The organism is Shewanella atlantica (genome assembly GCF_003966265.1).
GTDB lineage: Bacteria > Pseudomonadota > Gammaproteobacteria > Enterobacterales > Shewanellaceae > Shewanella > Shewanella atlantica.
Window position 1 is genome coordinate 40,345 of record NZ_RXNV01000009.1, and the last position, 14,422, is coordinate 54,766.

General features: G+C 49.2%; 12 protein-coding genes. 5 read left to right on the plus strand and 7 right to left on the minus strand.

The window, feature by feature from the left end; all coding sequences use genetic code 11:
- Nucleotides 1–16 precede the first annotated feature (16 nt).
- Both EKG39_RS16635 and EKG39_RS16640 read right to left on the minus strand, forming a co-directional pair.
- A complete protein-coding gene (locus EKG39_RS16635; RefSeq protein ID WP_126507109.1) occupies nucleotides 17–751 on the minus strand; it encodes a gluconate 2-dehydrogenase subunit 3 family protein in 735 nt (244 codons plus the stop codon).
- The gene (locus EKG39_RS16640; protein WP_246028536.1) at nucleotides 745–1,275 is read right to left on the minus strand and encodes a peroxiredoxin family protein; all 531 of its coding nucleotides are present in this window, start codon (nucleotides 1,273–1,275) and stop codon (nucleotides 745–747) included. Before EKG39_RS16640 ends, EKG39_RS16635 begins: the two co-directional genes overlap by 7 nt.
- A gap of 329 nt (nucleotides 1,276–1,604) precedes the next feature.
- On the opposite strand from EKG39_RS16640, the gene EKG39_RS16645 reads away from it, so the two are divergent.
- Together EKG39_RS16645 and EKG39_RS16650 are read left to right on the plus strand one after the other, a co-directional pair.
- Complete coding sequence (locus EKG39_RS16645) at nucleotides 1,605–2,984, plus strand: NAD(P)/FAD-dependent oxidoreductase (RefSeq protein ID WP_246028537.1); 1,380 nt, start codon at nucleotides 1,605–1,607, stop codon at nucleotides 2,982–2,984.
- A 45-nt stretch (nucleotides 2,985–3,029) separates the two neighbouring features.
- Nucleotides 3,030–3,395, plus strand: a complete 366-nt coding sequence (locus EKG39_RS16650) for a hypothetical protein (RefSeq protein WP_246028538.1) — start codon at nucleotides 3,030–3,032, stop codon at nucleotides 3,393–3,395.
- Between the two features lie 60 nt (nucleotides 3,396–3,455).
- Here EKG39_RS16650 and EKG39_RS16655 read toward each other — a convergent pair whose 3' ends face one another.
- The 4 genes from EKG39_RS16655 to EKG39_RS16670 form a co-directional block, all read right to left on the minus strand.
- Nucleotides 3,456–4,004, minus strand: coding sequence for a protein disulfide oxidoreductase (locus EKG39_RS16655; RefSeq protein WP_126507112.1), 549 nt, complete (start codon nucleotides 4,002–4,004; stop codon nucleotides 3,456–3,458).
- 26 nt (nucleotides 4,005–4,030) lie between these two features.
- The gene (locus tag EKG39_RS16660) at nucleotides 4,031–4,849 is read right to left on the minus strand and encodes a DsbA family protein (protein WP_126507113.1); all 819 of its coding nucleotides are present in this window, start codon (nucleotides 4,847–4,849) and stop codon (nucleotides 4,031–4,033) included.
- 107 nt (nucleotides 4,850–4,956) lie between these two features.
- Nucleotides 4,957–7,098: a protein-disulfide reductase DsbD family protein gene (locus EKG39_RS16665; RefSeq protein ID WP_126507114.1), complete on the minus strand. Its 2,142-nt coding sequence runs from the start codon at nucleotides 7,096–7,098 to the stop codon at nucleotides 4,957–4,959.
- Nucleotides 7,099–7,212: 114 nt separating this feature from the next.
- Nucleotides 7,213–7,644, minus strand: coding sequence for a hypothetical protein (locus tag EKG39_RS16670; protein WP_126507115.1), 432 nt, complete (start codon nucleotides 7,642–7,644; stop codon nucleotides 7,213–7,215).
- A 376-nt stretch (nucleotides 7,645–8,020) separates the two neighbouring features.
- Between EKG39_RS16670 and EKG39_RS16675 the strand changes: the two genes are divergently transcribed.
- The 3 genes from EKG39_RS16675 to EKG39_RS16685 all read left to right on the plus strand — a co-directional run bounded on the left by EKG39_RS16675 (nucleotide 8,021) and on the right by EKG39_RS16685 (nucleotide 11,771).
- Nucleotides 8,021–9,571 (plus strand): glutamate synthase-related protein, encoded by a 1,551-nt coding sequence (locus tag EKG39_RS16675; RefSeq protein WP_126507116.1) that lies wholly within the window; start codon nucleotides 8,021–8,023, stop codon nucleotides 9,569–9,571.
- Between the two features lie 359 nt (nucleotides 9,572–9,930).
- Entirely contained in the window at nucleotides 9,931–10,572 is a 642-nt protein-coding gene (locus EKG39_RS16680; protein ID WP_126507117.1) for a recombinase family protein, read from the plus strand.
- Nucleotides 10,572–11,771, plus strand: a complete 1,200-nt coding sequence (locus tag EKG39_RS16685) for a multidrug effflux MFS transporter (protein ID WP_126507118.1) — start codon at nucleotides 10,572–10,574, stop codon at nucleotides 11,769–11,771. The genes EKG39_RS16680 and EKG39_RS16685 overlap by 1 nt, the downstream gene beginning before the upstream one ends.
- Nucleotides 11,772–12,071: 300 nt before the next feature.
- Here the strand turns inward: EKG39_RS16685 and metE are convergent, their stop codons facing one another.
- Nucleotides 12,072–14,363: a 5-methyltetrahydropteroyltriglutamate--homocysteine S-methyltransferase gene (gene metE / locus EKG39_RS16690; RefSeq protein WP_126507205.1), complete on the minus strand. Its 2,292-nt coding sequence runs from the start codon at nucleotides 14,361–14,363 to the stop codon at nucleotides 12,072–12,074.
- Nucleotides 14,364–14,422 lie beyond the last annotated feature (59 nt).

Consider the following 14,422-nt stretch of genomic DNA (forward strand, 5'->3'; position numbering starts at 1 on the left):
TAAAGACGGAGTACTTTTAGCTAAAATCTAAATAGGTTTTTCCCTTAACGGGCTGAGGAAAACCCGGCTGATGCTCCAGCCACTTCCAGCCGATGCCATCGGGATTGCCACCATAGACAGGGTCCAGGGTCAGTGACTCGAGCAGATAATAGAGCAGCAGGGATAACCAGTTTTCACCGGCCCGGGTCTGTGAAATTTGCTTCATCACAATATCTTGTTGGGTGAGGGTTAACTTAATGAAGCTCTCCCCCTGTGTGGCCTCCGACTGCTCCTCTAACCAGCCAACCCCTTTGAGAATAAACGCCTTATCGCCATCGGCTGCATTTTCAGGGTCCTCTAATGCCCAACTCAGATACTGAAATCCATTTAGCTGTGTCGCCGAAGGGCCATCACCATCATCGGGAAATAGTTGCAACTGCACCGCCTCGACAACCGCACGGCTATGGGCATTGAAGTCAGAAAAGACTTTGTCGCCCTCTATTTTATCCTGAGCTTCTTCAGCTATTCCGATGCTGGGTTTAGCCCCCAGCAGACCGAGCAAAACTGCGGCGGCTCCCGTCTGTCTTAAAAAAGCACGCCGGTTGAGCCCGGAATCATAAGCGCTGACAAACTCAGGTTTAATTGAGCCATTCTCACGCTTACCAGATCTGGCAGAGATGAGCCCCTTGTCGTGATCACTTGAGCAAGCGGTTTGCTTTCCTAACAGGCTCTTTTCTAAACTACTTTTCCCTAAGGTACTTTTTTCTAACATACGCTGTCCTTGTCGCACACCGCCCCCGCCAGCTTCACAGGCTTATATTCACTGTCGGACACTTGATTCCACTGTTCAATGTTGGCAGCCAGCGTATGGGGGATGCCATCGACCTGTCTTATCACCCCATTGATATCGATAAGAAAACCGGTAGGTGTTCCCATCACCCCATATCTATGGGTAATGTCGGCATCATCATCGAAAGCGATGGCATAATTAGCCTCGAATCGGATCTGAAATTGAGATATCTCGGCTAATGAATCACTCCAACTGGTATTGATGGCGAGTAACTTAACCTGCTCACCGAACTCACGCTCGATGGACATCAGCTGAGGCACCTTCTTCATACAGTGGCCACACCAGGTATTCCAAAAGACCAGATAGACCGACTGTTTCCCCTTAAACTCGCTCAGCTTGAAAGAGGTATTATCGATTTGATTGATTGTAAAATCTGGCGCTATCTCGCCTACTTTTAACGGCTCTGCGCTGACCGAGGCAATACTCAAGCCAAACACTAAAGTCATTACTAAAGCCCTTACTGAAGCCCTTACTGAAACCCTTACTGAAACCAGAGTCCTGATAATCCAAAAATTCAAAATCGAAAACAGTGAAACATCTCTTCTCATGCTGTTCTTCCCCACTCTAATCACGAAAGCTGCCTAGATGCATTAGCTTATCACTATAGGATAAACGCCAAAACTGACAACCTTACAGTCACATTGAATTAACAGACCGGATTCATCTACAAAATAATTCATGTTAAATCACTTTCTGGTTAAAACTTGATACAGAACAAGTTTTAACCGCCCACCCAAGGTAGTTTGTCTACCATTGACTCCCTCGGACACTGATGATGAATCCAGAATCTAATCGAAATAAAAACAAAGAGGTGGCAGTGATAGGCGGAGGAATTATCGGACTCTGTAGCGCCTATTACCTACACAAGGCTGGTAAGTCAGTGGTCGTCATAGATAAAGGAGAGATTGGCAAGGCCTGCTCTTTCGGTAATGCCGGTTATATCACCCCCAGCCACTTCGTGCCTTTGGCGGCGCCGGGTATGATACAAAAAGGCTTAAAGTGGATGTTAAACCCTCAGAGCCCCTTCTTCGTACGTCCTAGCCTCAATCTCGACTTTTTACACTGGCTCTGGTCCTTCTCTAAGAGATGCACTCAGCAGCACACCGTCAATACCCAAGAGGCTATCTTAGATATCAACCTTAAATCTTTAGCCCTCTATGAAGAGCTCCACGCTGAAGATGCCCTCGAGTTTCAGTTCTATCAAAAGGGTCTGTTAATGCTCTATAAGACAGAGAAAGGGTTAAAGGAGGAGGCCAAAACCGTGAAACAGGCCAACAGACTAGGCCTCAATGCAAAGTTGCTCAGCCCGAATGAGCTTAAACGTTTAGAGCCCAATATCGATTTCGATGTCATCGGCGCCGCCCATTACCCGGAAGATGCACACATTGCCCCCTATGAGTTACTCAGCAGCTTAAGAATCTATCTTGAAACAGTGGGGGTGGAGTTTATCGAGCAAGCAGAGGTTACGAACTTTAATACCGGCTCTCTTCAGGGCGATGATATCCCTGCCAACAGATCCGGACCAATCAAGATAGTCTCGGCGCACTATAGCAAGGGGGCTGAAAAGGGCCTCATTAGCGCCGATGAATTTATTCTTGCCAATGGTGCCTGGTCGGGAGAAACGGGCAAGCGATTGGGCTTGAAACTCCCCGTTCAGGCGGGGAAAGGGATCAGCATCACCATAAGTAACGATCCGAACAACAAGTGTTCCCCCACCACCTTTGACTGTAAAACCCCCTTTATCCTGAGTGAAGCTAAGGTTGCCGTCACGCCATTTAACAATGAGATCCGCTTCGGCGGCACGATGGAGTTAGGCGTACTGGCTGATCAGGAGCGAAGAGGCATCAGTCCAAACCGGATCAAGGGGCTATTGAAATCGGCCGGTCGTTACCTGCCCGCATTCAGGGCTGATAATATCGACCAAAGCCAGTTCTGGTCAGGCTTCAGACCCTGCTCTCCCGATGGATTACCTATCATAGGCCGCTGTCAACCATACACCAATCTAACGGTATCGACGGGGCATGCGATGATGGGGCTGAGTCTGGGGCCTATCTCCGGCAAGCTGGTGAGTGAAATAATCACAGGCTCAACAGTCAGCGTCAATCTCGGTCCTTTCGATCCCAATAGATTTCACAGCGAGGAGAAAATAGCTTAATCTGGAGATGTCATCATCACAGCGACTCATCGCAGCGAAATAGGTATGAAGAGAAGAATCGCGTTCGGCCTCTGTTTATTCATCATGATAAGCGCCATCGCTTATCATTTCCTGTCTCCCAAAGTCGTGGTCGATAACCAGTCTGATAAAAGCTACTCGGCTTTAAATTTCTCTTTTCCATCGAATGAGCTCTCCTTCTCGGCCATCAAGCCGAGAAGCCGCCAAACTATCTACTTCTCCCCACAAAAGCAGATTGGGCTGATCACATACCAACTCCTCTCCGACTCAGGTAACACGGTGGCGCAGGGCCAATTGAGTTATATCGGTGACGAGAGTCCATTGGCAGAGCTGGGGACGACACTCACCTTCACCATCAAAGAAAACTATGAGATCAGTTTTAACACCGATTAATAAATAGAGGTAGAGGTCGATGCGGTTATCGATATTGACCACCGCATCGATTAGCTCAATTTATGCAAATAGCATTCGCCACCACATACCCGGTAGACTGGTAAACCCTGTAGTGTAATGTTTAAGTTCACCACCCTTGAATACCATGATGGTCGGAGTCAGTTGTACCGACCAGTCTCTGGCAATATCATTGCTCGAGTCATTAAGCACCTCAAAATCATACTCCTTATGCTTAAGGTATCTGACCAGCTTGTCATCGGCTCCCGAGTTCATCGCCACCGTAACCACAGGGTAGGTCTTCGCCAGGATATCGACAGCGGGACTAACGAGATTACATACAGGGCACCAGGTGCCCCAGAAATACACCAATACGGCCTGGTCTTTACTCAGCGCGGCGATATCCAGACTCTCCCCTTGCAGGCTAATGCCCGAAATATCGGGAAGGTTATCTTTAGGAAGATCTTTACCACGCCACATATCCAGACCAGCACTGAATACCATTGAGAACAGTATCAACAGAGCAAGTTGCCTCCCCCAGCCCAGGACGCGCCTGAAAAAAGTGGGCTTAAGTTCAGTACTGGTGTTATCGGCATTACGCATATCGCTCATAGCCACTCTCCCTTTGTCCTTAATCCTTAGCCCTTAGCCTGGATCACTTCTTCAAGCTGCTCTTTTAACACCTCATAAGTGACCAACCCCGGAATAACCGTGTCACCAAATATCATGCTCGGCGTACCACTTAACCCTAAGTCTCTCATCAAGGAGACATTATCACGCACAACTTTAACAACGCGGTCATCATCCTTGCTAAGCCACTGCTCGGTATCCGTTAGCTTAGCCACCTTAGCGATGGCATCGCCGTCTAGTCTGCGCGGGCTGGACATCAACATATCCTTTAACTTGTGATATTTTTCCGGCTCGTTAAGCCATACTTTCTGCGCCAGCACGACCGCTTTCTGAGACCCCTCTCCCTGTAATGGCACCATCTTGGTGATGACTCTCAACTTTGGATATTCTTCGATTAACTTATCCAAAGTTGGCTCGAGTTTCTTACAGTAAGGACAGTTAAAGTCGGTAAAATAGACCATAGTGATCTCTGGGTTTTCGGCGCCTTTCCATGGGTCGGTTTGGGTATCAAATAAGCCCGCGTGATTCTGTTCTACCAGACTTTCTCTTACCTGGCCCATCTGGTCCTCTTCACGCATCTGCAGCGCAATAATGGCCTCTTTTAACAACTCAGGATCATTGACCAAAGCATCTTCAACAATCTCCCTGATCTCCACTCTTTGCTCTTCGGTGAATCCACTATGATCGGCATGAGCAAGCTGACTGGTCATCAGCTGTGATGAGAGTAAAAATACAGAACCGGCAACGGTAGCCAGCATGGCAAACTTTGCCTTACGGGATTGAAGCAGCGTATCGGTGACGCTTAAAAAACGTGATAAAACTTTCATGATTTTCCTTCGGTGTGCAGGCCTGATTAAACAGCCCTGCGCACACAATTGTTCAATTTAACGATTGAAGGCAGATTTAAAAGATCTAAGACCTTCAAATTGCAGGGCTAGTCATAACTGCGCTGTTCGGGAGTCTCACCACCTGCACGGTTCGCCGCTATTGCCCCTGAAGAGGCCCGCTCAATCGCCGACAATACCTCAGCGGTACTCAAAATTTCCGGCAAGGCTATCCCCTCAGGTGCATTGGGACCATAGACCACATTAAAAGGCACACCAAAGCGATTATGGCTCTGCAGATATTGAGTGATAGGGGCCGATGGTTTAGTCCAATCCCCCTTCATAATCACCATATTTTCTTGCTTGAGTGAGCTATACACAGGGTCTTGCAATATCACCCCGGCCTTATTGGCCTTACAGGTAATGCACCAATCCGCCGTCACATCGACAAACACTGTCTTGCCGCTTGCGACCTGTTGAGCGATTTCGGCTTCATTTAACGGCGTCCAGACTAAATCTGTGGGTAAAGGTCTGGCCCACTGCTCGGAGGTCATAAAGGCCGTCACGGCGCTGAATAAAATCGCCAGGCTCACGCTAGCAACCACGGCGGGAGCGCCATGCTTCTTCGCCATAAAGACAAAAAATATCAATACCAATAATCCGGCGAATACCCACAGAATGCCTGGATTAACGAAATTGCTGAGCAGAGTGATTAACCACAGGCTGGTTATCAACAACATCACCGAGAAGAACACCTTAACGATATTCATCCAACGACCGGGTTTAGGGAAGTAATTCGCCACCTGAGGAAACAGAGCAACCAGCAGCCAGGGCAACGCCATCCCGACGGCGAGTGCAGTGAAGACAACAAACAAGGTTAACAGATCGGCACCTAAGGCAAATGCCACCGCAGTTCCTAAGAAAGGTGCACTACAGGGTGTCGCCAACAGGGTCGCAAACATCCCCTGCAGGAAATGCCCCCGGTTATTGTTACCGCCGGTGGTTGCCAGCTTGGTCTGCAAACTCGAAGGCAGGTTTATCTCAAATGTGCCGAGCATATTGAGGGCAAAGATGGAGGTCACAATAGCCATGAAGCCGATAAACCAAGGGTTCTGGAACTGAACGCCCCAGCCAATTGCCTGTCCGGTTAATTTCAGCATTAAGATAAATCCGGCAAGTAGCCAGAACGAGACTAAGATACCCAGTGCCGATGCGATAAACTGCTGACGGATCTCGTTGCGTTTAAGCTCAGGAGCCGCGATAACCGTACTTAACTTCATACCCAATACCGGGAGAACACAGGGCATAACATTCAGGATAAGGCCACCAAGAAGCGCAATAAATAACACCTTCAGGAGAGACAGATCATCCTCGATAACCTGAGTCGGTATCACTTCACTTGAATACTCCAGCGCCTGATTACTGTCCACGATAGTGACATTAAGGGTTTTCCCAAGCACCTCTGGGGCACCCAGCCAACTGGAACCATCGAAGATTGCAATGAGCTTAGTCGGCCCTTTGTTACTGTTACTATCGCTGTCTTTTTCTTTAAGTGACTTAAGGGTAAATACCGTATCAGGCTCACCATCGATCAAGAGTTGAGGCTGTCGCCACTGACCCGCATCGATCTCAACCATCAACTTACTCTTAGCGCTGTCCCAACCTATAATAATCGGTGAGTCGACACCATTTTCGACCTTCTGAGGCACCTTAGACACGGCTTTGTTATAAGTGAACATCGCCTCGCTATCGGCCCTCAAGTTAGTCGGAGTCACATCCAGTGACACCTCATAATCGGTAAGCACACAGATGGTAGTACACGATGACAGGGTGACCTTGCCCCTTAGGTTAGTGACAGCATCGCTATCATCCACACTAAGTAGCAGAGGAAAGCTGACATGATGCTTGTAACCCCAGGTTTGCAGCCCCATCAAGGAGAAGTGCTCGGGTACCGGCCATGACCAGTCGACACTCTTTAAGTTGGTCGACTTATCCCACTTTATGCCGGGGGCAATTCCGCCCTCTCCCGGGCTACGCCAATAGGTTTTCCAATCATCCTCTAGTTTGACCTCCAGTACGGCAGGCATGGTTTTAGTGACAGGATCAAACTCACCAGTCAGCATAAACCTGAGCTTCACCGGCGGGTGATTAGGATTTTCAATCCAGGGAGTGGATTGCGCAAACGCCGTGCTCGATAACAGAATCAAACAGAGCGCGAATAGATTTTTTAGATACTTCAAGTTCATCTCCATTGCGTATCACATACACAACAAACAGAGTTAATCCAATCGATAATGATCGGTTTTGAAAAGCATACACTCAAAAAAGTGCTTAATGACAATCTCTAAATAGACGCTGGCAGCGTTCTACTCCTGAAAGCGGCAGAAGGTAAGATGAATTCGCCGATATCTTACGAATGAGGCCTTCTTAGGTACCCGACTTAACACCCTGGCAAACGAAGGTGAGAGAGGAAGAAGAAACAGCAGGACTAACAGGGCGACAACACTGGTGTCTTCCAGACATAAACGCATCGACTTTTCAGAGAGCTCACAGCGCTTAAATTCGAAGCTTCCTGCCTCAGAGGCGCGGACATCGGATAAGGAGGTCTCCGATGTGCCGATGGCTAACTTATTATCGCCTTCGATAGCACTGGAGTTAATAGCACCGGACTTAAGGGCTGAACTATACAAAACAGATAACGGCTCAGCCGCAGCCCCTTGTGATCTTTCTAAATTAAGAACCAAGTTGAATAATCCACTATTTTGAGCCAGACAAAACAGCGTTAAGATAGTGACCACTATCGCCGTCCATCGAGTTCCGTGGCGCTTAGCAAATGCCTTAGTGATTATCAGCTCCTGAAAAATAAATAGGGATTATTTTGTGCATGAGTATATGACCGGAGTTAGTCGAAATTAGTTCATCTAAAACGACATTTTTTTCCAGTCTGAGACCATGACTGAATAAAAAACAATCTATTGCAGAAAAATCCCCCATCGCTTAAGTTATCCTTAAAAGAGCATAAAAAATCAACAACCCTGTAATCTCCTGACTATTTATGCTCCTTTGTCTCTAAGTGGTCGTTAATCGACTAAAATCTATAGAAAAAGGAACCGCTGACTCACTTGAACATGCCACGGGTCATGGCACCGGGTAAAACTTCATCAAGGAGATGGTATGAGCAATCCTATCGTTGCAGATAATAAACCTAAAAAAGTCGAGCTCACCAAAGGAAAAGAGTATTACTTCTGCGCCTGCGGCAGATCCGCCAAACAACCCTTTTGCGATGGCTCTCACGCGGGTACCTCATTCAAGCCCAAAGCCTTTACCGCAGAACAAGACGGCGATGCATATCTATGTGCCTGTAAACACACGAGCGACGCTCCATTTTGCGATGGCAGTCATAAACAGTTCACCGCTAAACAGGTCGGCAGTGAAGGTCCCGGGCCGAACATTACTGCCGATAAAGATAATGCTCCCACAGCCAAGGCTACTACCGAAGAGCCTACTGTCGAGTTTATCCACCAGCTTGCCAGAGACGGATTAACCAAATTGGGTCATCACGGCCCCATGACCTCCATGGGCGTTCCCCGCCATGAGCTGCCCCACTGGGATGATATTCAGATCATGACGGCGCAGATGGCGACTAAACCTCTGCAGGAAGATGAAACCGTCTCCACCGAACTAATTATCGGGCCCCAGGCAAGAAAACCACTGAAACTGAAGATCCCGCTGTTTGTCTCCGACATGAGTTTCGGCTCCTTGTCAGAAGAGGCCAAGACTGCCCTTGCCAGAGGCGCTGAGCTGGCAGGCACCGGGATCTGCTCGGGTGAGGGTGGCATGTTACCCGAAGAGCAGGCCGCCAACTCCAGATATTTTTACGAACTGGCCAGTGCTAAATTTGGCTATAAAGAGGAGCTACTGCATTCGATACAGGCTTTTCACTTTAAAGGCGGACAAGGCGCTAAAACAGGCACCGGAGGACACCTTCCCGGCATAAAAAACCATGGTAAGATTTCACAGGTCAGAGACATTCCCGAGGGAGAATCCGCCATATCTCCTCCTACTTTCAGGGAGTTGAAAAGTGCATGCGACTTTAAGCGCTTCGCGGATCGGGTGCGCGAGGTCAGCGGCGGTGTACCCGTCGGCTTTAAACTCAGTGCCAACCATATTGAGCGGGATATCCAGTTTGCCCTCGATGCCACCGCCGATTACATCATACTCGACGGCCGTGGTGGTGGAACCGGCGCCGCCCCCGAGATGTTTAGAGACCATATCAGTGTCCCCACCATTCCAGCACTGGCAAGAGCCAGACGCTACCTCGATGAGCAAGGTGCCACCGGCAGAGTCACCCTGATCGTTACCGGCGGCCTGCGAGTGCCTATGGACTTTGTTAAAGCCATGGCCTTAGGCGCCGATGGGGTGGCAATCTCCAACAGTGCAATGCAATCAATCGGCTGCGTCGCGGCGCGCATATGCAACACCAACAACTGCCCTGCGGGCATCGCCACCCAAGATGCCGACCTGCGTCAACGACTGAACGTAGACAAGTCATCACAACAACTGGCCAACTTTTTCAACGCTTCGATAGAGCTGATGCAGGTGATGGCCAGAGCCTGCGGACATAGTAACCTGAGTGACTTCAACAAGGACGACCTGGCTACATGGCACAGAGAGATGGCGCTGTTATCCGGGATCAACTACGCTGGATTCACCCGCTTGGATTAACGCCTTTAGGAATAAGTTGTAAGTATTCTGCTGTAAGTAACTGCCAGAGCGAGCGAGAACCTGACTCCTCGCTCAGCCCTTAAATCGTAACTCTAACCTCGTCGCTTCCTTGCCTTAGCTTGAACTTACCGCTTACATCTGTCTCAGCTCTTTCTTGAACTCAGGGCTCGTACTTACCACCCGTTTCAACCTAAGCCAATTAAAAATATATTCATCAATTTTTTCATATGTAATTCAAACTAATGCGCTCACAAACCAGAAATTCAGATTGCTCACGGTTCACTTGGGCTTGAATGGGGTGAAGAATTAACATACAATTATGAACCATAACACCATGTGACCCACTAAAGGAAGACATAATGGCGACCTATCTTTACACTCGATTTTCACCTAAGAATAAAGCGTATCCGGAGCAACTAGCTGCAATGACATCGTTAGCTCCTGGGGCTGAGCACTTTCAAGACAAAGTGCGTGGTGATGTTCCTCCAATGGAGCGAACGGCGTTTAGCCAACTATTTAAGTCTCTGGGATCTGGTGATACGGTGCTCATTTGGTGGCTAACTGAATTTGGTCATGATTTCAGTCAAACGCTGCAAGTCATTACCGATTTGTTAGAAAAAGGGGTGATCTTGCAGACCTTGTGTGAGCCACTGGTATTTGAACCGGATTCTCCTCATCGTCATGCCTTACTAGCTCTATTATCGGGTTACGGAAAGGTACAAACCCAGCGCCGCCTATTCGCCGCAGAACAAGGGCGAAAAGCACTCAAAGACAAACCTGAGCAGTGGAAACAAAAATTCTGCGGCAGACCCGCAGATAAAGAAAAACATCAGCAGATCGCCACATTGTTACTTGAGGGACAGACTCTACAAAGTGTTGCAGAACAATGTGACGTCAGCTTGTCTACGGTGAAACGGGTCAAAGCTAAGTTGAATACATTTGATGATGAAGGCAGCTTGAGACGCAGAGCCAAAACGCACTCACCTTCGGGTGATGCATAGTGAGTAGACCGATTAAATTTAAAACAATTCTACTGGCATGTTTGATCATCAGTGTCGGGCAACTGAGCATGGGGCTAGTATTTCCATCACTACCCTGGATAGCCAAAGACTTTGCCGTTTCCCACGAGCAGGTTCAAATATTAATCAGTATTTACTTGCTTGGATTTGGCCCATCTCAATTTATTTACGGCCCGGTTTCCGATGCGCTAGGACGTAAGAAAGTACTGTTGATAGGGCTTATGATCGCCATGATGGGCCTATTGATGATCATTTTTCTCAGCCATTCATTTACCGGAATGGTGGTAGGCCGTTTCCTGCAAGGTTTAGGGACAGGATGTTGTGCGGTACTGGCACGTGCCTCCACACGAGATCGATTCAGTGGTGCAGAACTTCCGGTTGCAATGTCCTACATTGCAATGGCTGCATCGGTTACCCCTCTGATAGCTCCCGTGATCGGTGGCTTCATCAACTTCCACTTTGGCTGGACTATGGTGTTCACCTCCTTAATGGGCTATCTCTGTCTCGTTTGGGCTATCATTGCATTGCGATTCCAGGAGACTATAGGCCAAACCACTCCCCTTCCATCTCCAAAGAGGGTGTTACTACAGTATCGTGAGCTGCTGAGCTCACGTTACTTCATGAGCTTTGCCAGCATAGGTTGGCTGAACTTCAGTTTGATGATCACCACGATTTCGGTGATGCCATTCATCATGCAAAACCAAATTGGTATGACGTCTGATAAATATGCGATGTGGGCGTTGATCCCTGCACTGGGGATGCTAGCTGGTGCCAGCATCTGTAATCGTGTGCGCCCTATTATCGGCAGTAAGAAACTTCTGTTATATACCCCTGTATTGCATGTGGCCGCAGCACTGTGGTTATTCTTCTGCCCACTCGAACCTCTGTATTTAATGCTGGGACAGCTATTGATGATTCTGGGTAACAGCATCTCTTTACCTTGCGTTCAAGCCATGGTGATGCAGCCATACAAGAAACAAGCGGGGGCCGCTGCGGCCATGTCCGGAGGCGGACAAATGGTGGTTTCCTCCATCGTCAGCATGATGTTGGTCAACTTAGGGTTGAGCCAAGCGTGGCACCTTTCTTTGATCATTGTGGTCTTTGCCGCGATCACCCTCAGTAATATTCTGCGTGGCTTTGCCACCCCAGAAGCCCTGCAGCAAACGGCACCGACTCAATAAACTCACCTATCAGAGATTAAACAGCCAGAAACAGACAGAGCGGGGACCTGACTCCTCGCTCTGTCTTGAACTCGCAACTCGAAGCTCGTCACTTCTTTGTTTTAGCTTGTACTTACCGCTTACAGCTATCTCAGCTCTTTCTTTAACTCGAAACTCGAACCTTCTTGGCTTCTGCTCTGTCTTGAACTCGCGACTCGAAGCTCGTCATTTCTTTGTCTTAGCTTGTACTTACCGCTTACAGCTATCTTTGCTCTTTCTTGAACTCGCGACTCGATGCTCGAACCTCGTAACTTCTCAACTTTACCCCAGCCTACGTCTCAGCACCTTAGTCGCCTCCACCAGGTTCTGAAGTGCCGGCTCCACTTCATCCCAGGTGCGGGTCTTGAGTCCGCAATCCGGGTTGACCCAGAGCTGACGAACCGGGATCTTATGGGCCGCCTTCTCGATGAGGGTCACCATCTCATCAACCGTCGGGGTGTTCGGCGTATGGATATCGTAGACTCCCGGGCCAATTTCGTTGGGGTACTCGAAATCCTCGAAGGCGGTGAGCAGCTCCATTCGTGAACGCGAGGTCTCAATCGTTATCACATCCGCATCCATGGCGGCGATAGCTTCGATGGTTTCATTAAACTCGCTGTAACACATGTGCGTGTGGATCTGAGTCTCATCGCTCACGCCGGCGGCGCTGAGTTTAAAGGCATCCACCGCCCACTTAAGGTAAGCATCCCAGTCGCTTCTCTTCAGCGGCAGCCCCTCACGAAACGCCGGCTCGTCGATCTGAATGATACCGATCCCCACATTTTGAAGATCCACCACCTCATCCCGAATAGCCAAGCCGATCTGTGTAGCTATCTGCTCACGGCTGATATCTTCGCGGGCAAAGGACCAGTGCAAAATGGTCACCGGGCCGGTCAGCATTCCCTTCATCGGCTTATCGGTCAGGCTCTGAGCGTAAGTAGCCCAATCGACCGTCATAGGCTTAGGGCGCGATACATCACCATAGATAAGCGGCGGTTTCACGCAGCGGGAACCATAACTCTGTACCCAGCCAAACTGAGTAAAGCCAACGCCCTGTAGCTGCTCGCCAAAGTATTCAACCATGTCGTTACGTTCGGCCTCGCCGTGCACCAACACATCTATACCCAATTTAAGTTGACGATCCACCGTATCTTTAGTCACCTGACGTAGCTGGTCATTATAAAACGTTTCGGTGATCTCGCCCTTACGCCAGCGACTGCGTAACCCTCTAATCGCCGGTGTTTGCGGAAATGAACCTATGGTCGTGGTCGGTAGCAATGGCAGCTGATACTTCTGCTGCTGCAGGGTCTGTCTGGCGGAAAACACGCTATCACGCTCGTAATTATCACAGCTCAGCGCTGCGACTCTCTCGTTCACTTGATTGTCGGCGGCCTCCGCCCGAGCGTTTCGACGTGCGGCGCAGCTGGCCTTAATCGCCTCAACTTCGGCTTTAACACTACTGCTTTCGGGAGTGATGAGTAAGGTTTTTAACTGAGCCAGCTCAGACAGTTTCTGCTTCGCGAAAGAGAGCTGCAGCCTGAGCGCCGGGGCTAACTCGGTTTCGATATCCAGATCCACCGGGCTATGGAGCAGTGAGCAGGAGGGGGCTATCCACACCCGTCCCTTAAGATCGTTCACCACAGGGTTGATGCACTGCGCAATCGAGTCGATATCTGCCGCCCATACGTTACGGCCATTGATCACCCCCAATGATAAAACCTGTTCATCTCGAAGGTTAGCGGCAAACAGAGCGAGTTGCTCGGGGGCAGTAACCAGATCGAGGTGAAGACCCGACACTGGCAGGGCCGAGACGAGCGTCTGGTGATGAGCAATGGTGCCGTAATAAGTGGCAAGTAATACTTTGATATCGGCCTGTTGCAGAGCTACATACGCAGAAGTGATAGCCTCTTGCCAATCGCTATCGAGTTCCAGAGCTAAAATCGGCTCCTCCAGTTGAACCCATTCGACGCCTTGAGCTGCGAAGCGCGCTAAGATAGCCCCGTAAGCCTTAAGCAATTCGGCTAGCAGAGATAACTTATCAAATTCACTTCCCACCGCCTTAGCCAGATAGAGGTAAGAGACAGGCCCTAACAAGACGGGCTTGGCCTTATAACCCAACGCCTGAGCCTCGCTGACTTCATCAAATATCTGTTCATAGGCGACAGTGAAGCTTTGATCTGCTTCCAGCTCAGGGACGATATAGTGATAGTTAGTATTGAAATATTTGGTCATCTCGGCGGCAGTCGCATCGCCCCCCGTTGGCGCACGACCACGAGCGACCCGAAAAAGGGTATCTAAGTCGACTCTATCGGCCTGCCCTTCGCTTCGATGACGGGTGGGAATCGCATTCAGTGTGGCGCTGAGTGTCAGCACCTGATCGTAATAGGCGAAGTCACCAACCGGCAGGAGTTCCACTCCGGCCTTCGCTTGCCATTCCCAATGAGTGCTGCGTAGCGATTTAGCAACTCGCTCCAATTCGGCCTGGGTTATTTCACCACGCCAATATCGCTCCTGAGCAAACTTAAGCTCACGCTGACGACCAATTCGTGGAAAACCCAGATTCGATATCTGTATCGATTTCGATGTTTGCATATTGTATACCTTTTTGTTTTAATGTGAGCAGAATTCAGAGT

Bases quoted from the DNA above. Each gene is read 5' to 3' on its own strand.
- EKG39_RS16640 (WP_246028536.1), bottom strand. From the start codon at position 1,275: ATGACTTTAGTGTTTGGCTTGAGTATTGCCTCGGTCAGCGCAGAGCCG.
- EKG39_RS16665 (WP_126507114.1), bottom strand. From the start codon at position 7,098: ATGGAGATGAACTTGAAGTATCTAAAAAATCTATTCGCGCTCTGTTTG.
- EKG39_RS16650 (WP_246028538.1), top strand. From the start codon at position 3,030: ATGAAGAGAAGAATCGCGTTCGGCCTCTGTTTATTCATCATGATAAGC.
- EKG39_RS16660 (WP_126507113.1), bottom strand. From the start codon at position 4,849: ATGAAAGTTTTATCACGTTTTTTAAGCGTCACCGATACGCTGCTTCAA.
- EKG39_RS16680 (WP_126507117.1), top strand. From the start codon at position 9,931: ATGGCGACCTATCTTTACACTCGATTTTCACCTAAGAATAAAGCGTAT.
- EKG39_RS16645 (WP_246028537.1), top strand. From the start codon at position 1,605: ATGAATCCAGAATCTAATCGAAATAAAAACAAAGAGGTGGCAGTGATA.
- EKG39_RS16655 (WP_126507112.1), bottom strand. From the start codon at position 4,004: ATGAGCGATATGCGTAATGCCGATAACACCAGTACTGAACTTAAGCCC.
- EKG39_RS16635 (WP_126507109.1), bottom strand. From the start codon at position 751: ATGTTAGAAAAAAGTACCTTAGGGAAAAGTAGTTTAGAAAAGAGCCTG.
- EKG39_RS16675 (WP_126507116.1), top strand. From the start codon at position 8,021: ATGAGCAATCCTATCGTTGCAGATAATAAACCTAAAAAAGTCGAGCTC.